Below are 21,762 nucleotides of genomic sequence, written 5' to 3'. Positions count from 1 at the left end.
AGACGCAACAGGTATGGCGCTATCGGATCTATTGACCGCTGATGAACACGAACTCGCCGAGCACTATCCCAACCGGGTAGAGCACGCGGCGGACGGCATCGTTCACGCGGTCGGGATCCTCGCGGCGCTGATCGGCGGCGGCCTTCTGGTTTCTGTCGCCCTGGTTAATCGCGGCGTGCCGATGGCGACCGCCGGCGCCATCTACGCCATGTGCATGATGGCGATGCTCGCGGCGTCCGCCGTCTACAATCTGACCAAGCCCAACCCGTATCGCCGCGTGCTGCGGCGCATCGACGAGGCGGCGATCTTCCTGATGATCGCCGGCTCCTATACCCCGTTCACCATCCAGCTCTTGCCGCCGCAATTCGCGATCGCGGTGACGGCGGCGATCTGGATGATGGCGTTCGCCGGCGCTGCGGGAAAAGTGTTCTACCCCGAGCTCTCCGACCGCGCCTGGAGCTTCATCTATCTGGCCTTCGGCTGGCTCGCGGTGATCATCCTCGGCCCCGCCGTGCCGACGCTGCCGCCGCTGGCGGTCGCGATGCTTGTCGTCGCCGGCGTCACCTATTCCGGCGGCGTGCTGCTCTATCTCAATCACGCCATCCCGTTCCGCCGCGCGCTGTGGCACGCGTGCGTGATCATCGGCGCAGCCGGCCATTACGGCGCGGTGCTCTACGGCCTGGTGCTCTGACGGAACAGGCGCGGGCGCACGAAGGTTGAGCGGGCTCCATCCCAAGAGAGGAGCGAGCCCATGCCCACAGCATCCGGCCATTCAACCGCGATCCGCGCCAAGAAGGTGATCGGCACGCCGGTCAAGAGCACCAGTGGCGACAAGATCGGCGTCGTCGAAGACCTTGTTCTCGACAAGCTCAGCAATTCGATCCTGTTCGCCGTCGTCGGTTTCGGCGGCGTCTTGAAGATGGGCGAGAAATTCCATCCGCTGCCGTGGGCCGTGCTCGACTATGACGAGGACGAGGACGCCTATGTCGTGCCGTACACGGAAGAAGAGCTGAAGGCCGCGCCGAGCGACACGCTCGAAGAGCTCACCCGCAACGACGGCATCGCCTATCGCGACCAGAGCTACGCCTTCTATCGCGTCGATCAGTACTGGACTTGATCCGTGAGCGCGCCTGCGCTCGCGGGCGCGCCCCTTCTTCCATATGCCCTCGACCGTCATAAAGACATTCGCATATGACGCGCAGCGCTGGGAGCTGCAGGTGACGTTCGTGACAGGACGCCGCTACGTCTACGAAGGCGTGCCGCCCGAAGTTCACCAATCTTTGCGCGGCGCTTTCGCCAAGGGCAGCTACTTCAACCGCGAGATTCGCAATCGCTATCGCTATCGCGAACTGGCGTGACCTTTGCGATACCGATGGTCCTGCGCGCCGAGACAGTGCGCGCGCTGCTCCGGCTCGCGCTTTCTCGCGCCTTTCAACACCGGACTTGAGAAAGAGCGCTGCTGACCGGACAGCGCGCGGCGCTTCCGGAGTTGGGAGGCAGGGCGCGTGGTTTGCGCCGAGCGAGTAGTCATCCAGTCTTGCGACTGGCTGTGCGCGAACCACGCGCCCTGTCGCGATCGTTTTCGATCGGGCCGTCACGGGGAGGTGTTTCACTCTCCTGGATCGGTCCCCGACCGCGTGCGGCGCCGCCGCCTTCAGCGGCGCCCGTATGCTCCCGCGGTTAGCGCCTTCGCTGCTCTCCCGCGGGCTTCAGCCGCATTCACGCTCCCAGCACGCTGAGAAACGTGAGCGCAGCTTCACGCTCAATCGCGTCCTTCGCGTCTGGATGCCCGGCTAGCAACGAGACCTCCCGTGCGAAGGATGAGGCCATTATCGCTCAGCTTTTCAGGTGTAGGATAGATTTCTTTCCGGCATTTGATTGCACGGGCTTTTTCGGGAAAAGCGCGGGGATAGAGGGCTCAGGCTTGGCCGAGCGGATCATCCGTTTCCCCTAAAATTTGCGCGAACGACCAACGCAATGTGACGTCTCGCGGCGCCTCCGGTTCGTAGGAGGCGAATCCATCTTCGGCGGCGCGAAGAGCGCGCTGGTGCAGGTCTTCGAGGTCGCTCTCGATTTTGGCGCGAATGGTGGGCGTCAGCGTCCGCTCCAGATCATCGCGAAACACGCGAACTTCTGCGCGCCAACCGCCGCGCGGCAGCGTCTGGTGGGACCATGCGAGGTAAAATAGATGCTGGATGATCCGCGTAGTCAGGCTCGCCGCCTTGTTGCGTTCGGCCCGCCCCATGTCTTCCACCTCGTCGGCGAGCACATCGTAATCGATCTGGTTCGAGCCGCGGCCGCGCGCGCGCAAGGCATCCGCCTGGGCCTTGGTCCAGAGGTAAAAGTCGCGATCGTAGAGGTCGTCAGCGGCCATGGGAGCTGACGATAGCAGAAAACGTACTACGCCGCAGCCCTCCTCGCACGAGGACGCCGACGTTTGCCATCCTCGGCGTAAATTGCTCCCAGCGCCGCCGCGGCCTCCCCCATGCGCTTGCGCAACTCCGGCGGCGCGAGGACTTCTGCTTCGGCGCCGAGTTTCAGCAGTTCGCGCGCGGCGTGGTCGACGCTTTCGATCGGAATCTCCGCTTCGCGCCAGCCGTGCTTGTCGGCGCGCCCGGCCGTGCGCGAGGCCATCTCCTGCACGGCGGGCGCGAGCGCGCAGAGAGCCTTCATGCCCACGGCCGAGACCCGCACGCGCGCTTTGCCTTTATAGAGCCGCGCCTCGAAATCTTGCGCCCAGGCCTTCCAATATTCAGCGAGCTTGAAATCGCGCGGACGGGTGAAGCTCTCGCTCAGCGTCTCGAGTGCGCGGATGTTGGAGATGCGATAGGTGCGCGGCTTGCCGCCGGCGCGGGCGACCAGATACCAGACGCCGCCCTTGAGCGCGAGGCCGAGCGGATCGAGGTCGCGCTCGACGATCCCCTTCCAACTTTCATAGCGCACGCGGATGCGCTGCGAGGTCCAAACCGCCGCCGCGAGCGCCGGCAGCAATTCGGCGCGATCCGCATGCTGATACCAGCCGACGGGATCGAGGTGAAAGCGCGAGGCGATGCGTTCGGCGCTCTCGCGCTTCTCGCGCGGCAGCGCCGCCATCAGCTTGAGCTGCGCGTCCGCCATCGCGTCGGCCAAGCCGAGATCGGCGGCGGGGCCGGGAAGGCCCGCGAACAGCAGCGCTTCGGCTTCGCTCGCGGTGAGGCCGGTGAGCTGGGTGCGATAGCCGTCGAGCAGTTCGAAGCCCCCGTCGCGGCCGCGCTCGGCATAGACCGGCACGCCGGCGGCGCTGAGATTATCGATGTCGCGATAAATGGTGCGGACCGATACCTCGAACTCCTCCGCCAGCGCCTGCGCGCTCATGCGCCCGCGCGACTGCAGCATGAGCAGGATGGAGAGTAGACGGCTGGAGCGCATTTTTTCAGCTTAGCCGTAAATACCTGACATTCGATGACAGGTATAGCCCGCTATCAGTTTCACCGTCAGAAATGGAGAGCGCTCATGACCGCTGCATCACACATAACCCGCCGCGCCGGCCTGGCCGGCGCCGCCGCGGTGCTCGCGCTCGCAGGCTGCGCCAGCGCAGCGACGGGAGAAGAAGCAATGTCTGAAGATCGGGATTTGGCCGCGCATGCGCATGATTGGGATTGGCTGGAGGGCGCCTGGAACGTGCGCCATCGGCGGCTCAAAGGCCGGCTCGTAGGCAGCACCGAGTGGGAGGCGTTCGACGGCTGGTGCGAAATGCGCAAGACGATGGGCGGCTTCGGCAATGTCGACGACAACGTTGTCGAGATTCCATCCGGCGCCTACCGCGCCATGGGCGTGCGCGCGTTCAACCGCGAGACGCGGCAATGGTCGATCTGGTGGCTGGACGAGCGTTATCCGGCGACGATCGAACCGCCGGTCCGCGGCGGGTTCGTCGACGGCGTCGGCGAATTCACTGGCGACGACACGCTGAACGGCCAGCCGATCAAGGTGCGCTTCCGCTGGACCGACACGCGCACGACTTCGCCGCGCTGGGAGCAAGCGTTCTCAGCCGATGGGGGCCAGACGTGGGAAGTGAACTGGGAGATGCAGTTCAGGCGGGCGTGAGGCGCAGCGCCCCATGGCGCGCGCCGCGGCGCCGCTCCCTGTCGGTTTCCCCGCGCGCCATTCGTCCTAACTCAAGACGCCAGCCTGGAGAGACGCCAATGATCCGCCGTGCGTTCTTGACTGTCATCACTGCCGCCCTGCTCTCCGCTTGCGCGCGGGAGCAAGCGGAACCCGAGGTCAACGTGCCGCTCGAGCCTGCGCGATCCGGGTATGCCGAAGGCGCAGAAGGCCTGCGCGTCTATTACGAGATCTACGGGAGGGGCGAGCCGATCGTGGTGATGGCGGGCGGACTGATGGACATCAGCTCGATGGCTCAAACGATCGGACCGCTGTCGCGCGAGCGCCAAGTCATTGGCATCGATCTCGAGGGGCACGGCCGCACGGCGCTGCGGCAAACGCCGATGAGTCACGAGCGCAACGGCGACGATGTCGCCGCGGTGCTGCGCCATTTGAATATCGCCCGAGCTGACGTCGCCGGCTACTCGCACGGCGGTGATGCGGCGATCCGCATGGCGATCCAACATCCGGAGATGGTGCGCAACCTCATTGTCATCTCCACTGCGGCGGAGCGTGACGGCTGGTATCCCGAAGTTCTGCAAGGGATGGAGGCCGTGAGCTCGGCGCAAGCGCCAATGATGCAGCAAACGCCGCTGTACGCGCGCTATGCCGAAGTCGCGCCGCATCCTGACCAGTTTCCGCTCTTGCTCGACCGAATGGGCGAGCTGATGAGGAAGGACTACGACTGGCGCGCCGAGATTGCGCAGCTGCGCATGCCGACGCTGCTGCTGTTCGCCGACCACGACGCGGTCTCAACGCGGCATATCGCGGACTTCTTTGCCCTGTTCGGCGGCGGCGTGCGCGATGCCGGTTGGACGGGAGAGCCGCAATTCTCGCGCGCGCGGCTTGCGATCGTGCCGGGCTACACGCACTACAATTTCGGACAAGGCCCTGATATCGCGCGCGTGATCGAGGGCTATCTGGATCGGCCGACATCGGGCGCGACGCAATTTGCGCCGGAGCAATAAGCGCGCTTTGGCCGGCGCTCGTTTCCACAGTGGAGGGCAACCAGGGAACGCAGTGCTGAAACGCGCCTAAGCTGCGCTGACGGCGGAGTGATCAGCGTTCGGGCGGGCGATCGCGCCGGAACTCGGCGAGCCAGGCAGCTTCCTTCACCTCCGGCTCGACCGGCCGCATGGCTTCGCGAAACTCGCGCGGCTTCATGAAAATGCCGGCGGCGCAGGCGCCTGCCGTCAGTACTGAAATGATCGGCCAGATTCCGCGCGAGTAGATCACGCGGCCATCCCCGATGGGAACGCCGGCCACCATGACGATGGCGAGTCCGGCGAACAAGACCACGCCGGCGAGCATCGCCAACACCCACAACTTTCGCTTCATGGCGCCCTCCTACTCGTTCTTCCCGCGCTTCTTATCCCGCTCCGCCAGAATCCGCAGGCGCAGCGCGTTGAGTTTGATGAAGCCTTCGGCGTCGGCCTGGTTGTAGCCGCCGGCTTCGTCGAAGCCGACGAGGCTCTTGGAGTAGAGCGAGTATGGCGAAGAGCGGCCGATGGTGCGGACGCCCCCCTTGTAGAGCTTCAGCTTCACGTCGCCGGTGACGCTCTCCTGGCTGGCGTCGATCGCGGCCTGCAGCATCAGGCGCTCGGGCGTCCACCAGAAGCCGTTATAGATGAGCGAAGCGTAGCGCGGCATCAGCTCGTCCTTGAGGTGCGCGGCGCCGCGGTCGAGCGTGATCTGTTCGATGGCGCGATGGCCGTGCCAGAGGATCGTGCCGCCGGGCGTTTCGTAGAAGCCGCGCGACTTCATGCCGACATAGCGGTTCTCGACCAGATCGAGCCCGCCGACGCCGTGCTTCGAACCGAGCCGGTTCAGCTCCGCCAGCAGCTCGTGCGCCTTCATCGGCTTGCCGTTGATCGCCGCGAGGTCGCCGCGCTCGAAGCTGAGCGTCACGGTTTCGGCCTGATCGGGCGCTTCTTCGGGCGTGATCGTGCGGCGGTCTTGGCGCTTGGTGACGATCTCCGGCACTTCGACGTCGGGATCTTCGAGCGCGAGCCCTTCGCTCGATGTGTGCAGCAGATTGGCGTCGATCGAGAACGGCGCGGCTTGCTCCTTGCCCTTGGCGATCGGGATGTTGTGCTTGCGCGCGTACTCCAGCAGCGCCGGGCGCCCCTCGAACGCCCATTCGCGCCACGGCGCGATCACCTTCACGTCCGGCTTCAGCGCGTAATAGCTGACTTCGAAGCGGACCTGATCGTTGCCCTTGCCTGTGGCGCCATGGCAGACGGCGTCGGCGCCGACGAGGTTGGCGATCTCGATCTGGCGCTTGGCGATCAGCGGGCGCGCGATCGAGGTGCCGAGCAGGTATTGGCCTTCGTAGAGCGTGTTGGCGCGGAACATCGGCCAGACGAAGTCGCGCACGAACTCTTCGCGCAGGTCGTCGATGAAGATGTTTTCGGGCTTCACGCCCATCTTCAGCGCCTTCTCGCGCGCCGGCGCCAGCTCCTCGCCCTGGCCGAGATCGGCGGTGAAGGTGACGATCTCGCAGCCGTAGGTCTCCTCCAGCCATTTCAGGATGATGGAGGTGTCGAGGCCGCCGGAATAAGCGAGCACGACTTTCTTGACTTTGGGCTGCGTCATTGGGGGCTCGGAGGTCCTGCGCGAAAACGCGGCCTTCCTTTCACAGCGGCGGCGTCAAATCAACGGCACCGGCCGCTGGCGCACCCATTTCGAGAGCAGCCACTTCTCGCCCTTCGTGACCGGCAGGCCGGCGTGCAGCGAGTCCATCTCGCGCTGGCCGTGGGTGGAAAGATTCCAGAAGATCAGCGCATCGCCCGGCTTGCCCTTGAAGCGCCAGCCGAGGCGCGGAAAATCGGTCTCACCGCCTTCGTAGCCGTCGTTGAGATAGACCAGCACGGTGCAGATGCGCTGGCCGATTGTGCGCAGCTCGTGCGCGAAGCCAGCTTCCTCGGCTTCGGTGAAGAAGTCGAAATGCGGGACGTATTGTTCACCGCGCGCATAGTGCAGGACGTTGGTCGGCTCCTGCTGCGCCAGCGGCGCGCCTATCGCGGCGGCGATGCGCAGATTGACGAGCTGCATGACGAGATCGGGCTGCAGCGCGTGCGAGCCGGCGACGGTGTTCGAGCGGCTGCCCTCCACCGCGAACGCGCCGCCGCGCGCCGCGAGCTGCACCGGTGCAGGCTGAAGGTTCTTCTTGGCCTGCTTCATCAGCCAGGCGCAGACCGGCTTGGACAGGAAATTGTCGACCGTGAACACGCGCGGCGCAGCGTGATGCTGGCGCATCTCGACCGGGGCGAACCAGGCCTCGCGATCGAGCTTGCCGCCGAGCGCCATCAGTTGGCCTTTGGCGCGCGTATCGCCGAGCGCCGCCGCTTCGGCGACGTAGGCGAAAGCGTCGTCGAGATTCTGCGGCCGGCCGTGACCGCGGGCGGCGAGCGCGGCGTGATAGAGCAGCGCTTCGGCCGATTTCTGCGCGCAGGCTGCTTCGACCAGCTTGATCGCCTGATCGCCGAAGGAGGGCAGCTTGCCGGTGAGCATGAGATGCGCCTGGCGCACCTGCGTGCGCGGATCGCTCGGCGCGGCGCTGGGTTTGGAGAGGCGCGGATCCATCGTTCAGCCTCGCTCAGACCAACGGCAGCGCGCGGTCGCGCACCCATTTGGAGAACAGCCATTTGACGCCGTGCGTGGTCGGCGCGCCGGCGTGCAGCGTGCGCGGATCGGGCCGGCCGTCGGTGACGTTCCAAAACGCGAGCGCATCGCCTTGCCTGCCCTTGAAGCTCCAATTGAGCCGCGGAAACGCGGTGGCGCCGCCTTCATAGTCGTCGTTCAGATAGATCAGGAAGGTGACGATGCGTTGCCCGAGCCGCTGCACTTCCTGTGCAAAGTGGGCGACGCCGGGATCGATGAAATCGAAGTGCGGCTTGTACTCCTGGCCCGGCTCGTAGTGCAGCACGTTGGTCGGCTCCTGCTGACGCACCGGCACGCCGATGGCGCGGGCGATGCGGGCGTGGACAAGCTGCACGACGAGATCGGTGTCGAGCACGCTCAAACCCATGCCGGTATTGCTGCGGTAGCTGTCCGCGTTGGCGCCGCCGCGCTCGGGGTTCTTCACCCGCGCTGCTTCGAGCCGCGGCGCGGCGATGTTGCGGATCCACTCACAGGTCTCGGGCGAGATGAAGCGCTCGAACGTCAGCACGCGCGGCGCGTCGAAATGCTGCTTGGGCTGCGGCGGGGCGAGCCACGCCTGCGCTTCGAACGGCGCGCCGAGCAGCGCGAGCTGGCCTTGCGCGCGCGCATCCCCCGCTTGCGCCGCGCGCGCGACCAGATCGTGCGCCTCCGCCCAATCCTGGGACCGCCCTTCGCCGAGCGCGGCCAGCACCGCCGCGAGCTGCAGCGCGTTCGCCTCGCCCTGCGCGGCGGCGGCGTCGATCAGCTTGTACGCCTGCTCCGGCGCCCACGGCGCGCCGCGGCCAACCAGCAGCAGCGAGCCCAGCTCATACTGCGCGCGCGCGTCACCGGCGGCTGCGCGCTGCTGCAATGAACCCAGGTCGGCGGACGTCAAACGCGGCTCCTCTCGCGCCGCTCATGCTAAGCCATCCGCCTCGCCTGGCAACGCGGTCTTATGCGCTCTTCTTGTCGCGCAACAGAGTGACGATGAGCCCCGCAGAAATCCCGCCGGCTGCCCCGCCCACCGCGGCGACCGGCATCTCGTACATGCCGGCGATGAAGCCGCAGGCCGCGCCTACCGCCGCTCCGATGAGCAGCGCGAGCAGCAGCTTGACCCAAACATTCATTGTTACCTCCCCCGCTTGCGCTCGCGGCGCTCGATGTCGCGTAACGCGAAGACCAGATAGACGGTGTGCACGAGCACGAAAATGAGGGCGATGATCACTGGCAAATATGCAGGAGCGGGAGCATCGCCCGTCACCACGGACAGAAAAACGAGAATGAGCGCCGCCAGCGCCGGCGGGAAGAATAGCGCGATCATGCGCGGCGCGCGCCAAGTCGGCTGACCATCGAGCCCCCATTGCATGGGCAGCGGCGCGTCGGCCGGCGTACGCAACAGCGCCGCCACCGAAAACAGCGCCATGACGCCAACCAGCGCCCAAGGGAGCCATTCGCCAAGCATGGCCCGCACTATGCCACAGAAGCAGCGGCGGAGCGACCGTTACACCATCACCTGGTTGCCGAGCTCCACCGCGCGGCCGGACGGGATGTGGAAGAAGTCGGTGGCGTTAGTGGCGTTGCGGGCGAGGAAGATGAAGAGGTGATCCTGCCAGAGCGGCATGCCGCTCTTTTCGCTCGGCACGATAGTGCGGCGCGAGAGGAAGAAGCTCGTTTTCATGATGTCGAACTTGAGGCCGTGCTTGCGCGCTTCGGTCAGCGCTTTGACGACGTTCGGCGTTTCCATGAAGCCGAACGTCAGCGTCACGCGCTTCACGTCGGGCAGGAAGTCCTCGACCTTGACCCGCTCGCCTTCCGGCGCGCGCGGCGCGTTGATCGTCTTCACCGTCAAAATGATGATCTGCTCATGCAGCACTTGATTGTGCTTCAAATTGTGCATCAGCGCCGCCGGCGCCACGTCGGGATCGCCGGTAAGGAAGATGGCCGCGCCACGCACCCGATGCGGCGGGTGGTGCGAGAGCGTCTCGAACAGCTTCGCCAGCGGCTCGTCGCGGCGAACCGTCTCGGTGAGCAGCCGCGTGCCGCGCACCCAAGTCCACATGACGATCACGAGGCCGGCGGCGAGCATCAAAGGCACGAAGCCCCCGCTCCAGACCTTCAGCATATTCGACGAGAAGAACGTCGCCTCGATCAGCAGGAACGGAATGCAGATCAGCGCCGCGAGCCAGGCCGGGCGCTTCCACAGCTTCCAGATCGCCAGGAAGACAAGCACCGTGGAGACAACCATCTCGCCCGAGACGGCGATGCCGTAAGCGGCCGCGAGGCGCTCGGACGAGCCGAACGCGAGCAACAGGATCAACACCCCAGCGAGCATCAGCCAATTCACCTGCGGCATGAAGATCTGCCCGGCCTGCGTCTCGGACGTGCGGCGGATTTCCATGCGCGGCAGGATGCCGAGTTGGATCGCTTGCTGCGTGATCGAGAAAGCGCCGGTGATGACGGCCTGGCTGGCGATCACGGTGGCGAAGGTCGCCAGCAATACGACCGGCAGTTTCGCCCAGTCTGGCGGCAGCATGAAAAAGAGGTTCTCGAGCGTCGTCGGGTCGGACAGCGCAAGCGCGCCTTGACCGAGATAGTTCAGCGTCAGGCACGGCAGGATGATGAACACCCAGGCGCGGCTGATCGGCCGGCGGCCGAAATGGCCCATGTCGGCGTAAAGCGCTTCCGCGCCGGTGACGGCGAGGAAAACCGCGCCGAGCACGACGAAGGAGAGCCCGGCGTGGCTGACGAAGAACGCGAGCGCCGGCAGGGGCGACAGCGCCATGACAATCCCGGGATCGTCGAAGATGTGCACCAAGCCGAGCGCGGCCATGGTGAGAAACCAAGCCAGCGTAATCGGGCCGAACAGCGCGCCGATCCGCGCGGTGCCGCGACTCTGCGCAACGAAAAGTGCGATCAGGATGACGATGCCGATAGGCAGGATCCAAGGATCGAGATAGCGCCCGATACCAGGCACCGCCTTCAAACCTTCGACCGATGAAAGCACCGACACCGCCGGCGTGATCATCGCGTCGGCGTAGAACAGCGCCGCGCCCAGCATGCCGAGCCCAAGCAGCACGGCCGTGCGCCTGTCGAACGCGCGACGCACCAGCGCCATCAGCGAGAGCGTGCCGCCCTCGCCCTTGTTGTCGAACCGAAGCAGCAGAAAGACGGACTTGATCGTGACGACGATGATCAGCGCCCAGAAGATCAGTGAGACGATGCCGATGACTTCATTGCGCTCCGGCGCGCGAGCGAAATCGTCGGTGACAATGCGCAGGCACTCACGCAGCGCGTAAAGCGGGCTGGTGCCGATGTCGCCATAGACGACCCCGATCGAGCCAAGCAGAAGCGTCCAGAAGCCGCCGTGCCCGAGCGCGCGGCCGCGGCCGCCGCCATCGGCGCCGCTTCCTGACGTGTTCGGCTGGGGCGCTTCGGCCGGGGCCTGCGCCATGAAGTTTTCCCCTATGGGGCGGACACGGGGTCCTAGCGTCGGGCCGCGCGTTTACGCCTTTTCATCCAGCGGGGCAAATGCATGCGCCCTGAGGCGTTGTGCTTTGGTTAGCGGGCGCCCTAACGGCAGCCGCCGCAGCCGTGGCCGCCATGGCCCCGCCCGCCGGCGTGGGCGCTGGCCCGAGCCGAGGCAAACGCGAACGCCGATGCGTGGGCGCGGCCGCCGCGGATGATCACAGTCGTGCTCGAATACGAGCCGCCGCCGATATCGACGCCGACCCCGCCGCCGACGACGAAGAACGAATCGGACAGCGTCACCGTTTCGGGCCCGGCCGGCGCGAGCGGCACAGGCGCAGGGGGCGGCGCTTCGCGCGGCGGCGCGGGACGCGGCCGCGGGCGCGGCTGGCGCGGGCGCTCGATGCCATCGGCGTAGGCGAGGCTAGGCGCGGTCAGCACAGGCGCGGCGACGAGCGCGAAAGCGGCAAGAAAGGCGAGCGCGCGCATGGAGCTTCTCCGATCGTAAGGCGGGCACTCTCGCGCACCGGTGCGGCGACGGAAAGGCGCTTCGCGCGCGGCGAGCGAACTTCGCCACAGATGGACAAAATTAATCAGAAGTCGACGGCTATGCCTTTGCGCTCCCAATCGCCGTAGCGGGTGGGTTCCGGGCCGGACGGGCCGCCAATTTCCTTGGCCAACTTCTCAGCCTCGGCGCGGCGCGCCGCCGCTTCGGCCAGCGCGCGCTCGGCCTCCGGCGTCAGCTTGCGCTTGGTTTCGCTGTTCTCACTCATTGAACCGGGCTCCGGCGCTCTCGATATCATAACGCACGTGAGGAGATCGATGAACCATCTCAAGACCTACATGCTTCTGGCCGCCATGACCGCGCTGTTCGGCGCGGTGGGCTATCTGGTCGGCGGCACGGCCGGCATGCTGATCGCGCTCGTGATCGCGGCCGGCATGAACCTGTTCGCCTACTGGAACGCCGACAAGATGGTGCTGCGGCACTTCCGGGCGCAGGAGGTCGATCCGCGCCACCCGGATCCGCGCGTGCAGGCCTACCTTCAAGACACGCTGATGCTGGCCGAGCGCGCCGGGCTGCCGCCGCCGAAGGTTTACATCATCGACAACCCGCAGCCGAACGCGTTCGCCACCGGCCGCGACCCCGAGCACGCGGCGGTCGCCGCGACGAGCGGGCTGCTGGGACTTTTGTCCCGCGACGAGATTCGCGGGGTGATGGCGCACGAACTGGCGCACGTGAAGAACCGCGACACGCTGACGATGACCGTCACCGCGACCATCGCCGGCGCCGTGGCGATGCTCGCCAACTTTGCCCTCTTCTTCGGCGACCGTGACCGCAATCTAATCGTCGGCCTGCTGATCATGCTGCTGGCGCCGATCGCCGCCTCGCTGGTGCAATTCGCGATCAGCCGCGCGCGCGAGTACGAGGCCGACCGCATCGGCGCCGAGATCGGCGGCGAACCCGACGCTTTGGCGCGGGCGCTCGAGAAGATCGAAGCCTATGCGCGCCAGCGGGTGAACATGGACGCCGAGCGCAATCCGGCGATGGCGCACCTTTTCATCATCAACCCGCTCGCCGGCCGCGGCGCCGACAATTTGTTCTCGACCCACCCGAACACGAAGAATCGGATCGCCAAGCTGAGCGAGATCGCCCGCCGTTTCGGCCGGCCAACGACGTCCGCGGCCGGGCCCTGGGGCGAAGCGCCCCGGCGCACGCGGGGGCCGTGGGGTTAAACCGTCGCAAGACCGGGCCCCTGGGGATGACAGCAGGGTTGATTTTGTGAATGAATTCGGCCGGGCGCGGGGTGCAGCCCAGCGCCTATGGTTGATGATGCGTTAACCGGCGCCGCGCGAGCTTGGCGACAGCTCGCGATGCGCCTCCTTCCGGTCCTTCCCGCCGCCATGGCCGCGGCGATCAGCCTTGCCGCGCCCAGTGCGGCGTGGGCGGATTCGCCGGTCCTCATCGACGGCGGCGATGAGGACATGCGCGACACGTTGCGCGAGCTGCTGCCGGACCGCGATCCGCCGGAATCGCTGTTCGACGCCGAGCGCATCGCCGAGGAAGCGGCCGAGCGGGCGATGGTTTGGCTGCGCTCGGAAGGCTATTACGGCGCGACCGTCACGCCGGAAGCGACGGAGGAACCGCCGGCGGCGCGCCTCGTGATCGCGCCCGGTCCACGCTTCAGTTTCACGGCGCCGGAAATCGAATTTGTCGGCGATCCGCCCGACAGCGGAACGGCCGCCGAGGCGCGCCGTGCGATCGGCGCCGTCTCGCCCGGCGCGCCGGCGCGCGCGGGCGAGGTGCTCACGGCGGAAGCCGAGGCGCTCGCGGCGCTGCAGAGCGGCGGCTACCCGGACGCAACGCCGCGCGAACGCCGCGTCGTCGTCGATCATGCGGCCACAAGTGTCGCCGCCGATTTCCGCTTCGACGCCGGCGCGCGCGCGCGGCTCGGCGGCCTCAGCGCCGAACCCGCCGACGTTTTCCGCCCCGGCTTCATCGACGATCTGCAGAACTGGGCGACCGGCGACATCTACACGCCGGACGCGCTCGCCCGCTTGCGCCGCGATCTGAGTTCGACCGGCGCCGTCTCACGCGTGTCGACGCGGCTCGGCGAACCGAACGCCAACGGCGTGCGTGAGGTGATCCTCGATATCGAGCCGGCGCGGCGCAACGCCTACGAACTCGGCGTCAGCTATTCGACCAGCGAAGGTCCCGGCGTCGTCGGCGAGTGGACGCGGCGCAACTTCACCGGCCGCGCCGACGCGCTGACCATCGGCTCGACCTTGGCCGAGCAGCAGCAGGATTTCAGCGTCGAACTCGCGCGCCCGCACGCGGCGGGCTTGGGCCACACCGTCACCGTCGGCGCCGGCGTCGAGCGTGAAGCGCCGGCGGCCTACACGCGCACGGGCGCGTCGGTCTACGCCAGCGTCGACGCTTCGACGCGCCTGCGGCTCGGACGCAGCTATGGCGTTACGCTGACGGCGAGCCAGTACGATGATCTGCTTGGCCCCGTCAGCGAAGCGGTGGTGCTCTCCGGCTTCTATGCGCTGCGCCACGACACCACGGAATTCACGCTCGACCCGCTCGACGGCTCGACCGTGGATCTGCGGGTGGAGCCCTCGGTGTCCTCGGGCGATGAAACGCTGGGCTTCGTCCGTCTGATCGGCGAGGGGCGGGTCTACGAATCTTTCGGCCGCGAGGATTCGCTCACGCTCGCCGCGCGCATCCGCGGCGGCTGGCTCGAAGCGCTGGCGGGCGACGCCGACGACGTGCCGCCCGACCGGCGCTTCTATGCCGGCGGCGGCGGTTCGGTGCGCGGCTACGACTATAACTCGATCTTCCCGCTCGATCGCGTCGCGCTCGGCTTGACGCCGGGCGGGCAAGGATTGCTCGAAGGCTCGGTCGAAGTGCGCTGGCGCTTCGGCGCGCGGCTGGGCGCGGTCGCCTTCGTCGATGCCGGCGCGGCGTTTGACGATTGGCAGGACGCCGGCGATCTCGCCATCGGCGTCGGCGTCGGCGCGCGCTACGATCTCGGCTTCGCGCCGTTGCGCGTCGACGTCGCCCTCCCGCTCGACGACGAGTTCGCGGCCGACGATTACGCGCTCTACATCAGCATCGGGCAGGCGTTCTGATGAGCGCGCCCGACGACCCCGCCGCCGCGCCGCCGCCCGAGACCAAAGCCAAGCGCCGGCGCAGGTGGTGGGCGTATGCGGCAGGCGGCGTGCTGGTCGCCGGCGGCGCCATCGTCGCTATCGGGCCGGCGGCGCACTGGGTGGTCGACAATCTCGCCGACGGCCAGCGTGTCTGGCGGCTCGGGCGCATCCAGATCGACGGCGTCAGCGGCGGCTGGCTCGGCAATTTGCGCGCAGAATACGTCGCCATCGAAGATGAAGAGGGCGTCTGGCTGGAGGCGCACGACGTCGCGCTCGAGTGGCGGCCGCAGGACATTCTGTTAGGCGCCTTCCGCCTCCGCACCGGTCGCGCCGCTTTGGTCGACGTGCTGCGCCAACCGCGGCTGCTGGAGAAAAGGCCGCCGAGCGGCGTGCGGTTCGACATCTTCCTCGGCGATGTCCGCGTCGACGAAATCAGGCTCCAGGAGGCGGTGTTCGGCCAAACCGCGACGTTCACCGGAACGCTGGCGCTGGAGATCGACGATCAATCTTTGGAGGCGCTCGCCGCCGAGCTGCGGCGCACCGATTCCGATGCGGATCGGCTGATCGCCACCTACCGTCCCGACGAGGACTACGAACTCAATCTCGACGCGGCGAGCGCGCCCGGCGGCATCTTCGCGCGTGCGCTGGGCGTGCCGGAGCAAGGCTTGCGCGCAACCGCCGTCGGCGAAGGCGGCCCAGAAACCGGCGCGGCGACATACGAAGCGTTCGTCGGCGACGCGGCCCTGTTGCGAGGCGAGGCGCAGTGGAGCGCGGAGACCTGGTCCTTCGACGCGCAGGCGCGGCTCGATCTGCTGCCGCGCTCCGCCGCACTGGCGCGGCGCATCGGACCGAGCGCCGGCATAAGCGCCTCGGGCGAACGCGTCGGCGCGTTCACGGCGCATGCGGAGACGCCGTTCGCGGTGCTCGATCTCCGCGGCGCGCTCGATGACGAACGCGAACTCGTCGGCCCCGCCCGCTTCGTCGCGACGACGACGCGGCTCTCCGACATCGCCCGCGAGTCGCCGTTCGAACTCGGCGCGGCGCGGCTCGAGGGCGAACTGCGGCGCGCGCGCGGGACGACGGCGATCCGCGCCACACTCGACGCGCAGCAAGTCGAGGCGCTGGGCCGGCGCGTGCGCATGACAGGCCCCGTCGAAGCGGCGCTGACGGACGAGAACTTCACGCTCAACGGCGACTTGCGCGCGCCCGCGAACGCGCCGGCCTTGTTCGCCGGCGCGCGGCTGCGGGCCAGCCTCGAGTACGATCGCGACCGCAGCCGCTTCGAACTCGATCGCACCGAACTTACCGGCGAGGCCATCGCCGCCACCGCGCAAGGCTGGGTCAATGGCGGCAGCGGCGAGTTCAGCGGCGAATGGCGCGTGCGCCGGCTCGCGGCGATCTCGCCCGACCTCACCGGCGAAGCGGGCGGCGGCTATCGCGCGATCGCGGAGCAGCGCGACGGGCGCCGCATCTGGGTCACCGCCGTGACAGGCGCCGGCGCCCGCATCGACGGGGCGCCGGCCGTCGTGCCGCAATTGCTCGGGCCGGCGCCACGGTTCGACGGCCGCTTCGCCTACGAGAATGGCGGCATCACCGTTTCGCATGCGCGCATCGACGGCGCGAATTTGCGCGCCGGCGCCACCGGCCGCATCGTGCGCGGCATCACCGATCTCGATCTCGAGGCCAGCGCGCGCGGACCGCTCGACATTGGCGGCGCACGCATCGACGGCGCGCTTGACGCCACCGGGCGCATCACCGGCCGCATCGCCCGGCCGACGCTCTCGGCGCGCGCTTCGTTGTCGAGCTTCGCCGCCGGCGGCGTCGTGGTGGCGCAACCCGTGGTCGACTTCACGCTGGCGCCGCGCGGCGAAGGCTATGGCGGCCATGCCGACGTGACGGGCGCCGTGTCCGGCCAGCCGTTCGCGGCGTCCTCCGACGTCGGCATCGCCAACGGCGTCATCACGCTGACTGAACTCGATGCGCAGCTCGCGGCGCTGCAGGCGCAAGGTTCGGCCACGATCGCCGCGCGCGGCGTCAGCGCCGAACTCGACGTGAATGGCGCGATTGACGGCCTCGTCGCCGGCGCCAGCGGACGGCTGGTCGCCGATGTGTCGCTCACGCCGGATGTGCTGCGTCTCGACGCGCAGATCATGGACGCGCGCGCCGGCGAGCTGCGCGTGCGCGCCGCGACCTTGCATGCGGCAGGGCCGCTCGACGCCATAGCGGCGCAGTTCGATCTGCGCGGCCGGCTGCGCGAGGCGCCGCTCGCCTTCGGCGGCGCCGGCGTCGCGGACCTGACGGGCGAGACCAAGCAATTCACGCTGAACGGCAGCGGCACGCTGGCGGACGCCGCTGTCGCCACCCGCGCGCCGATGACGATCCGCTGGGCCGATGGCGCCATGACCGCCGCGCTCGACATGAGCGTAGGCGACGGCGCCGTGATGGCGCAGTGGCAGGATCGCGGCCGCGCCCTCTCCGGCAGCGCGCAAATCGAAGACGCGCCGATCCAGCCGCTCGCGGCGATCTGGGGCGAACGCGCCGACGGGCGCATCGACGGCCGCATCACGCTGGCGAACGCCGGGGGCGGCTTGAGCGGCAGCGCCGACGTGACCCTCGAAGACGCGCGCCTGCACGGCCGCCAACGCGGCCGGCTCAACATGCACATCGTCGGCGATCTCGATCCGAGCCGTTTGCGCGCGACAGTGGACGCCACATCGACGGACGGCTTGGTCGCGCATTTCGAGGCGGATGCGCCAGTGGTGACGAGCACGGCGCCGATCCGCATTGCGCTCGCGCCGGAGCGGCGCGGCCGCGCGACCTGGTCGATGCGCGGACCGGCGGATTCGCTTTGGGCCGCGGCGCGGCTGCAGGATCAGCAGCTTTCGGGCGAGGTCGAGGGCGAAGGCGAGCTGTCGTTCGGCGCAGGCTATCTCGCCGGCGACGGCTACGTCCAAATCGTCGACGGCCGCTTCGAGGACAAGCTCACCGGCGTCACGCTCGTCGATCTCGATGCGCGGGTGGCGATCGACCAGCGCGGCGTGACGATCGAGAACTTCACCGCGTCCGGGCCGAGCGGCGGTCGGCTCACGGCGACAGGCGGCAGCGCCAATCCGCGCGAAGGGCGCATCGCCGTCACTGTCGAGGAAATGCGCATCGCCGATCGCCCCGATGCACGCGCCGTCGCCAGCGGCGCACTCACGCTGGAGTGGGAGGGGCTGCAGTCGACCCTCTCCGGCGAACTCAACGTGATCGAAGCGGAGGTCGACATCGCCGCCAATCCGGAAGCCGGCATTCCGACTATCGAAGTGATCGAGATCAACCGGCCCGGCTATGAGGACGAGACGGAGGAAGCCGAAGCGCCGCGCCGCAACGCCCGCACCGAACTCGACGTGCGCATCAGCGCGCCGGGCCGTGTGTTCACGCGCGGCCGCGGCGTCGACGCCGAATGGTCGCTCAATCTGCGGCTCGGCGGCACGGCCTCCGATCCGCTGATCTACGGCACGGCGCGCGCGATCCGCGGCACGATCTCGCTCTCGGGCCAACCATTCGATATCGACGAGGCGACCATCTCCTTCGACGGCGATCCGCTGGACGCGCAGATCAATCTGACCGCGACACGCGACACCGCCGACCTCACCGCCTACCTCCGCCTCACCGGCACGGCGCGCGATCCCGAGATCAGCTTCACCAGCGATCCCGGGCTGCCGGAGGATGAGATCCTACCGCAAGTGCTGTTCGGCCGCTCGGTGGAAGATCTTTCCGCGCTCGAAGCGGCGCAGCTGGCGGCGAGCCTGGCGACGCTGTCCGGCCGCGCCGGGCTCGACATTGTCGACGCGGCGCGCGCCGCGGCGGGCCTCGACCGCTTCAACGTGCGCCAGGACGAGAGCGGCGGCTTCCTCGTCGCCGGCGGCGTTTACCTCACGCGCAACGTCTACGTCGAAGTCGCGCGCACCGGGCTCGGCCAAGCGCAGACGCAGATCGAGTACACCATCCGCCCGAGGCTGGTGCTGATCACCAGCTTCCTCGGCAACGGCGACCAGCGCGTTTCGCTGCGGTGGCGGCGTGAAAGCGATTGAGTTGGGAGGCAGTGGGCAGTAGGCAGTGGGCAGTAGGCGCACCACATTCCCTACTGCCCACTGCCCATTGCCTACTGCCCAATAAATGAAATTTCTCGACCAGACCAAAATCTACGTGCGCTCCGGCAATGGCGGCGCGGGCGCGGTCTCGTTCCGACGTGAGAAGTTCATTCCGTTCGGCGGGCCGGACGGCGGCGACGGCGGCAAGGGCGGCGATGTCTGGATCGAGAGCGCCGATGGCCTCAACACGCTGATCGACTACCGCTTCCAGCAGCACTTCAAAGCTTCGACCGGCGGCCACGGCATGGGCCAGAACCGCCACGGCGCCGACGGCGAGAGCATCACGCTGCGCGTGCCCACCGGCACGCAAGTGCTGGAGGAGGACAAGGAGACGCTGATCGCCGATCTCGACAAACCCGGCATGCGCATCCTGATCGCGCGCGGCGGCAATGGCGGCTTCGGCAACGCTTACTTCAAATCATCCGTGAATCAGGCGCCGCGGCACGCCAATCCTGGCCTGCCCGGGGAAGAGCGTACGCTGTGGCTCAGGCTGAAGCTTATCGCGGACGCCGGCCTGGTGGGATTGCCGAACGCCGGCAAGTCGACGTTCCTGCGAGCCGTGTCGAGCGCAACGCCAAAAGTCGCCGACTATCCGTTCACGACTTTGCATCCGCATCTCGGCGTCGTCAGCGTCGGCGAAAGCGAACGCTTCGTGATGGCGGACCTGCCGGGGCTGATCGAAGGCGCGGCGGAGGGGACCGGCCTCGGCACACGCTTTCTCGGCCATGTCGAACGCTGCGTCGCGCTGGTGCACCTGATCGACGGCACGAGCGAGAATCCCGAGGAAGCCTACCGCACCGTGCGCAACGAGATCGAAGCTTACGGCGCCGGGCTCGACGAAAAGCCCGAGATCGTCGCACTCAACAAGATCGACGCGATGACGCCGGACGAAGCGGAGCAAAAGCGCGCCACGCTGGTCGACACGATCGGCAAGGACGTGCGGCTCGTCTCCGGCGTGTCCGGCGCTGGCGTGCGCGATCTCGTCAACGAGATCGCCGCCATGCTGCGCGCGCGGCGCCTCTCCGAGACGCAGGAAGCGCAGCCGGAAAGCGACTGGGCGCCTTAAAGCGAAGCCTGAGCCCGCCGCCGCGCTTCGACGCTCTCACGCGGATCGAGCCCGAGCAGATCGGTGACGCGGCGCATCAGCGCCTCCTCGTGCTGCTCCCGTTCGGCGTCGGACAGCACCACGCGCCACATCGCTTCGATCACCGAGGCGCGCTCTTCGTGCGGGATGCCGGCCTTCACCACCGAGGTGAAGCGGTAGAGATCGACGGAAGCGTGCTCGGCCGCTTCGCCTTCGGCGCGCAGCTTGGCCGCCGCCTCGGCGCTCAAGCCGTAGCGCGCGGCGAGAACGCGCTCGATCTGCGCCCGCTCGGCTTCCGCATAATCATGGTCGGCGTGCGCGGCGATGACGAGAAGCGCCGCGACCGCGATGCGCTGATCGTCGGCGGGCAGCGGGCCATCCTCACCGGCGCGGCCGGAGAGACGGCGAAGGAGATCGGCTAACATGCAGCCGACCTAAACCCGCAGATCAGCGCGAGCAACCCCGGCAACCCTATCGCCGCAGCCGCCGCGCGCATAAGAATGACGCATGGCGTCCCCTCTCGACCATGCCAAGCGCATCGTTGTGAAGATCGGCTCCGCATTGCTGGCGCGCGAGGGCCAGCCGGCGCGAGCGTGGCTGGCGGCGCTGGCGGACGATGTGGCGGCGGCGCGCGTGGGCGGACAACGGGTGATGATCGTCTCGTCCGGGGCGATTGCGCTCGGACGCGGCGTGCTCGGCCTTTCGCGCACGCTGCGGCTGGAAGAGAAGCAAGCGGCTGCGGCGGCTGGGCAGGCGCGGCTGCTGGCGGCGTACGAAGAAGCGTTCGCGCGGCACCACATTCCCGTGGCGCAGGCGCTGCTGACGCCTGACGATACGGAGCGGCGCCGGCGCTGGCTCAACGCACGTGCGACGTTGGAGACGTTGCTGGAGCTCGGCGCCGTGCCGATCATCAACGAGAACGACACCGTGGCGACCGCCGAGATCCGATACGGCGACAACGACCGGCTCGCCGCACGCGCGGCGCAAATGATTTCGGCGGATGCGTTGGTGCTGCTGTCGGACATCGACGGCCTCTACGAACGCGATCCGCGCGTCGACGCTTCGGCGCCGTTCGTGCCGGAAGTGCGCGACATCGATGCGCGTATCGAGGCGATGGCGGGCGGCGTCAACACGGCAGCCGGCGTCGGCTCCGGCGGCATGCGCACCAAGATCGAAGCGGCGAAGATCGCGACCCGCGCCGGCTGCGCCGTCGCGATCACCAAGGGCGCGGAGATGAACCCGCTGGCGCGGCTGCGCGAGGGCGCGCGGGCGACGTGGTTCTTGCCGCACGCCTCGCCGCAGGCCGCGTACAAGGCTTGGATCGCCGGCCATCTCGCGCCGCAGGGCGCGCTCACCATCGACGATGGCGCAGCGGCGGCGCTGCGCGCGGGCAAGAGCCTGCTGCCGGCGGGCGTCACGCGCGTCGAAGGGACGTTCGAGAAAGGCGATGCGGTGCGTATCGTGAGCGCCGCGGGCGCCGAGATCGGCCGCGGCCTCGCCCGCTACGACGCGACGGAGGCGCAGCGCATCAAGGGCCAGCGGTCCGATGCGATCGCGGCGACCCTGGGCTACGCCGCCGGCGCGGCCTTGGTGCACGCCGACGACCTGGTGTTGAGCTAGGCCATGGCGCGGACGCAGGCT

At 68.0% G+C, this 21,762-nt stretch carries 22 protein-coding genes; 10 read left to right on the top strand and 12 right to left on the bottom strand.

Features of this window, described 5'->3' with window-relative positions:
• Positions 1-31: 31 nt before the first annotated feature.
• Genes trhA through VEA80_RS19740 form a run of 3 tightly spaced genes read left to right on the top strand, consistent with a single transcriptional unit; the run spans position 32 to position 1,358 of the window.
• Positions 32-691: a PAQR family membrane homeostasis protein TrhA gene (trhA, locus tag VEA80_RS19750; protein ID WP_325062517.1), complete on the top strand. Its 660-nt coding sequence runs from the start codon at positions 32-34 to the stop codon at positions 689-691.
• 60 nt (positions 692-751) lie between these two features.
• Positions 752-1,117 (top strand): PRC-barrel domain-containing protein, encoded by a 366-nt coding sequence (locus VEA80_RS19745; protein ID WP_325062516.1) that lies wholly within the window; start codon positions 752-754, stop codon positions 1,115-1,117.
• A gap of 43 nt (positions 1,118-1,160) precedes the next feature.
• Positions 1,161-1,358 (top strand): KTSC domain-containing protein, encoded by a 198-nt coding sequence (locus VEA80_RS19740; RefSeq protein ID WP_325062515.1) that lies wholly within the window; start codon positions 1,161-1,163, stop codon positions 1,356-1,358.
• Positions 1,359-1,918: 560 nt separating this feature from the next.
• Here the strand turns inward: VEA80_RS19740 and VEA80_RS19735 are convergent.
• Positions 1,919-2,374, bottom strand: a complete 456-nt coding sequence (locus VEA80_RS19735; protein ID WP_325062514.1) for a DUF29 domain-containing protein — start codon at positions 2,372-2,374, stop codon at positions 1,919-1,921.
• Between the two features lie 26 nt (positions 2,375-2,400).
• A complete protein-coding gene (locus tag VEA80_RS19730) occupies positions 2,401-3,408 on the bottom strand; it encodes a YafY family protein (RefSeq protein ID WP_325062513.1) in 1,008 nt (335 codons plus the stop codon).
• 84 nt (positions 3,409-3,492) lie between these two features.
• Between VEA80_RS19730 and VEA80_RS19725 the strand changes: the two genes are divergently transcribed.
• Together VEA80_RS19725 and VEA80_RS19720 are read left to right on the top strand one after the other, a co-directional pair.
• Positions 3,493-4,083: a hypothetical protein gene (locus VEA80_RS19725; RefSeq protein ID WP_325062512.1), complete on the top strand. Its 591-nt coding sequence runs from the start codon at positions 3,493-3,495 to the stop codon at positions 4,081-4,083.
• A 98-nt stretch (positions 4,084-4,181) separates the two neighbouring features.
• On the top strand, positions 4,182-5,108 hold the full coding sequence (locus VEA80_RS19720) for an alpha/beta hydrolase (RefSeq protein ID WP_325062511.1): 927 nt from the start codon (positions 4,182-4,184) through the stop codon (positions 5,106-5,108).
• A gap of 91 nt (positions 5,109-5,199) precedes the next feature.
• Here VEA80_RS19720 and VEA80_RS19715 read toward each other — a convergent pair whose 3' ends face one another.
• The 9 genes from VEA80_RS19715 to VEA80_RS19675 all read right to left on the bottom strand — a co-directional run bounded on the left by VEA80_RS19715 (position 5,200) and on the right by VEA80_RS19675 (position 12,020).
• A complete protein-coding gene (locus tag VEA80_RS19715; protein ID WP_325062510.1) occupies positions 5,200-5,478 on the bottom strand; it encodes a hypothetical protein in 279 nt (92 codons plus the stop codon).
• A 9-nt stretch (positions 5,479-5,487) separates the two neighbouring features.
• Positions 5,488-6,735, bottom strand: a complete 1,248-nt coding sequence (locus VEA80_RS19710) for an argininosuccinate synthase (RefSeq protein ID WP_325062509.1) — start codon at positions 6,733-6,735, stop codon at positions 5,488-5,490.
• Positions 6,736-6,789: 54 nt separating this feature from the next.
• Positions 6,790-7,725: a 2OG-Fe(II) oxygenase gene (locus VEA80_RS19705; RefSeq protein ID WP_325062508.1), complete on the bottom strand. Its 936-nt coding sequence runs from the start codon at positions 7,723-7,725 to the stop codon at positions 6,790-6,792.
• A 13-nt stretch (positions 7,726-7,738) separates the two neighbouring features.
• Complete coding sequence (locus VEA80_RS19700; RefSeq protein WP_325062507.1) at positions 7,739-8,677, bottom strand: 2OG-Fe(II) oxygenase; 939 nt, start codon at positions 8,675-8,677, stop codon at positions 7,739-7,741.
• 58 nt (positions 8,678-8,735) lie between these two features.
• On the bottom strand, positions 8,736-8,909 hold the full coding sequence (locus tag VEA80_RS19695) for a hypothetical protein (protein ID WP_325062506.1): 174 nt from the start codon (positions 8,907-8,909) through the stop codon (positions 8,736-8,738).
• A 2-nt stretch (positions 8,910-8,911) separates the two neighbouring features.
• Positions 8,912-9,244, bottom strand: a complete 333-nt coding sequence (locus VEA80_RS19690; RefSeq protein ID WP_325062505.1) for a hypothetical protein — start codon at positions 9,242-9,244, stop codon at positions 8,912-8,914.
• Positions 9,245-9,283: 39 nt separating this feature from the next.
• Positions 9,284-11,233: a potassium transporter Kup gene (locus VEA80_RS19685; protein ID WP_325062504.1), complete on the bottom strand. Its 1,950-nt coding sequence runs from the start codon at positions 11,231-11,233 to the stop codon at positions 9,284-9,286.
• A gap of 119 nt (positions 11,234-11,352) precedes the next feature.
• Positions 11,353-11,736: a hypothetical protein gene (locus tag VEA80_RS19680; protein ID WP_325062503.1), complete on the bottom strand. Its 384-nt coding sequence runs from the start codon at positions 11,734-11,736 to the stop codon at positions 11,353-11,355.
• Positions 11,737-11,840: 104 nt separating this feature from the next.
• Positions 11,841-12,020, bottom strand: coding sequence for a succinate dehydrogenase assembly factor 4 (locus VEA80_RS19675; protein WP_325062502.1), 180 nt, complete (start codon positions 12,018-12,020; stop codon positions 11,841-11,843).
• A gap of 49 nt (positions 12,021-12,069) precedes the next feature.
• Here VEA80_RS19675 and htpX point away from each other — a divergent pair, with 49 nt between their 5' ends.
• The 4 genes from htpX to obgE all read left to right on the top strand — a co-directional run bounded on the left by htpX (position 12,070) and on the right by obgE (position 20,103).
• Positions 12,070-12,981, top strand: a complete 912-nt coding sequence (gene htpX / locus VEA80_RS19670; RefSeq protein ID WP_325062501.1) for a zinc metalloprotease HtpX — start codon at positions 12,070-12,072, stop codon at positions 12,979-12,981.
• Positions 12,982-13,119: 138 nt separating this feature from the next.
• Positions 13,120-14,880: an autotransporter assembly complex protein TamA gene (locus VEA80_RS19665; RefSeq protein ID WP_325062500.1), complete on the top strand. Its 1,761-nt coding sequence runs from the start codon at positions 13,120-13,122 to the stop codon at positions 14,878-14,880.
• On the top strand, positions 14,880-18,977 hold the full coding sequence (locus tag VEA80_RS19660) for a translocation/assembly module TamB domain-containing protein (protein WP_325062499.1): 4,098 nt from the start codon (positions 14,880-14,882) through the stop codon (positions 18,975-18,977). Before VEA80_RS19665 ends, VEA80_RS19660 begins: the two co-directional genes overlap by 1 nt.
• Positions 18,978-19,062: 85 nt before the next feature.
• On the top strand, positions 19,063-20,103 hold the full coding sequence (obgE, locus tag VEA80_RS19655) for a GTPase ObgE (protein WP_325062498.1): 1,041 nt from the start codon (positions 19,063-19,065) through the stop codon (positions 20,101-20,103).
• Here obgE and VEA80_RS19650 read toward each other — a convergent pair.
• Entirely contained in the window at positions 20,100-20,546 is a 447-nt protein-coding gene (locus VEA80_RS19650; RefSeq protein WP_325062497.1) for a TerB family tellurite resistance protein, read from the bottom strand. The genes obgE and VEA80_RS19650 overlap by 4 nt on opposite strands.
• 82 nt (positions 20,547-20,628) lie before the next feature.
• On the opposite strand from VEA80_RS19650, the gene proB reads away from it, so the two are divergent.
• On the top strand, positions 20,629-21,741 hold the full coding sequence (gene proB, locus VEA80_RS19645) for a glutamate 5-kinase (RefSeq protein ID WP_325062496.1): 1,113 nt from the start codon (positions 20,629-20,631) through the stop codon (positions 21,739-21,741).
• The last annotated feature ends 21 nt before the right edge of the window (positions 21,742-21,762 follow it).

This window comes from Vitreimonas sp. (assembly GCF_035627415.1).
Classification (GTDB): domain Bacteria; phylum Pseudomonadota; class Alphaproteobacteria; order Caulobacterales; family Aquidulcibacteraceae; genus Vitreimonas.
Note: the sequence above shows the minus strand (reverse complement) of the source record. Positions and strands in the feature narration are given on the sequence as shown.

Excerpts from the sequence above, each read along its gene's own strand:
- VEA80_RS19745 (WP_325062516.1), top strand. The coding sequence starts at position 752 with ATGCCCACAGCATCCGGCCATTCAACCGCGATCCGCGCCAAGAAGGTG.
- VEA80_RS19740 (WP_325062515.1), top strand. The coding sequence starts at position 1,161 with ATGCCCTCGACCGTCATAAAGACATTCGCATATGACGCGCAGCGCTGG.
- VEA80_RS19735 (WP_325062514.1), bottom strand. The coding sequence starts at position 2,374 with ATGGCCGCTGACGACCTCTACGATCGCGACTTTTACCTCTGGACCAAG.
- VEA80_RS19730 (WP_325062513.1), bottom strand. The coding sequence starts at position 3,408 with ATGCGCTCCAGCCGTCTACTCTCCATCCTGCTCATGCTGCAGTCGCGC.
- VEA80_RS19725 (WP_325062512.1), top strand. The coding sequence starts at position 3,493 with ATGACCGCTGCATCACACATAACCCGCCGCGCCGGCCTGGCCGGCGCC.
- VEA80_RS19720 (WP_325062511.1), top strand. The coding sequence starts at position 4,182 with ATGATCCGCCGTGCGTTCTTGACTGTCATCACTGCCGCCCTGCTCTCC.
- VEA80_RS19715 (WP_325062510.1), bottom strand. The coding sequence starts at position 5,478 with ATGAAGCGAAAGTTGTGGGTGTTGGCGATGCTCGCCGGCGTGGTCTTG.
- VEA80_RS19710 (WP_325062509.1), bottom strand. The coding sequence starts at position 6,735 with ATGACGCAGCCCAAAGTCAAGAAAGTCGTGCTCGCTTATTCCGGCGGC.
- VEA80_RS19705 (WP_325062508.1), bottom strand. The coding sequence starts at position 7,725 with ATGGATCCGCGCCTCTCCAAACCCAGCGCCGCGCCGAGCGATCCGCGC.
- VEA80_RS19695 (WP_325062506.1), bottom strand. The coding sequence starts at position 8,909 with ATGAATGTTTGGGTCAAGCTGCTGCTCGCGCTGCTCATCGGAGCGGCG.
- VEA80_RS19690 (WP_325062505.1), bottom strand. The coding sequence starts at position 9,244 with ATGCTTGGCGAATGGCTCCCTTGGGCGCTGGTTGGCGTCATGGCGCTG.
- VEA80_RS19685 (WP_325062504.1), bottom strand. The coding sequence starts at position 11,233 with ATGGCGCAGGCCCCGGCCGAAGCGCCCCAGCCGAACACGTCAGGAAGC.
- VEA80_RS19680 (WP_325062503.1), bottom strand. The coding sequence starts at position 11,736 with ATGCGCGCGCTCGCCTTTCTTGCCGCTTTCGCGCTCGTCGCCGCGCCT.
- VEA80_RS19675 (WP_325062502.1), bottom strand. The coding sequence starts at position 12,020 with ATGAGTGAGAACAGCGAAACCAAGCGCAAGCTGACGCCGGAGGCCGAG.
- htpX (WP_325062501.1), top strand. The coding sequence starts at position 12,070 with ATGAACCATCTCAAGACCTACATGCTTCTGGCCGCCATGACCGCGCTG.
- VEA80_RS19665 (WP_325062500.1), top strand. The coding sequence starts at position 13,120 with ATGCGCCTCCTTCCGGTCCTTCCCGCCGCCATGGCCGCGGCGATCAGC.
- VEA80_RS19660 (WP_325062499.1), top strand. The coding sequence starts at position 14,880 with ATGAGCGCGCCCGACGACCCCGCCGCCGCGCCGCCGCCCGAGACCAAA.
- obgE (WP_325062498.1), top strand. The coding sequence starts at position 19,063 with ATGAAATTTCTCGACCAGACCAAAATCTACGTGCGCTCCGGCAATGGC.
- VEA80_RS19650 (WP_325062497.1), bottom strand. The coding sequence starts at position 20,546 with ATGTTAGCCGATCTCCTTCGCCGTCTCTCCGGCCGCGCCGGTGAGGAT.
- proB (WP_325062496.1), top strand. The coding sequence starts at position 20,629 with ATGGCGTCCCCTCTCGACCATGCCAAGCGCATCGTTGTGAAGATCGGC.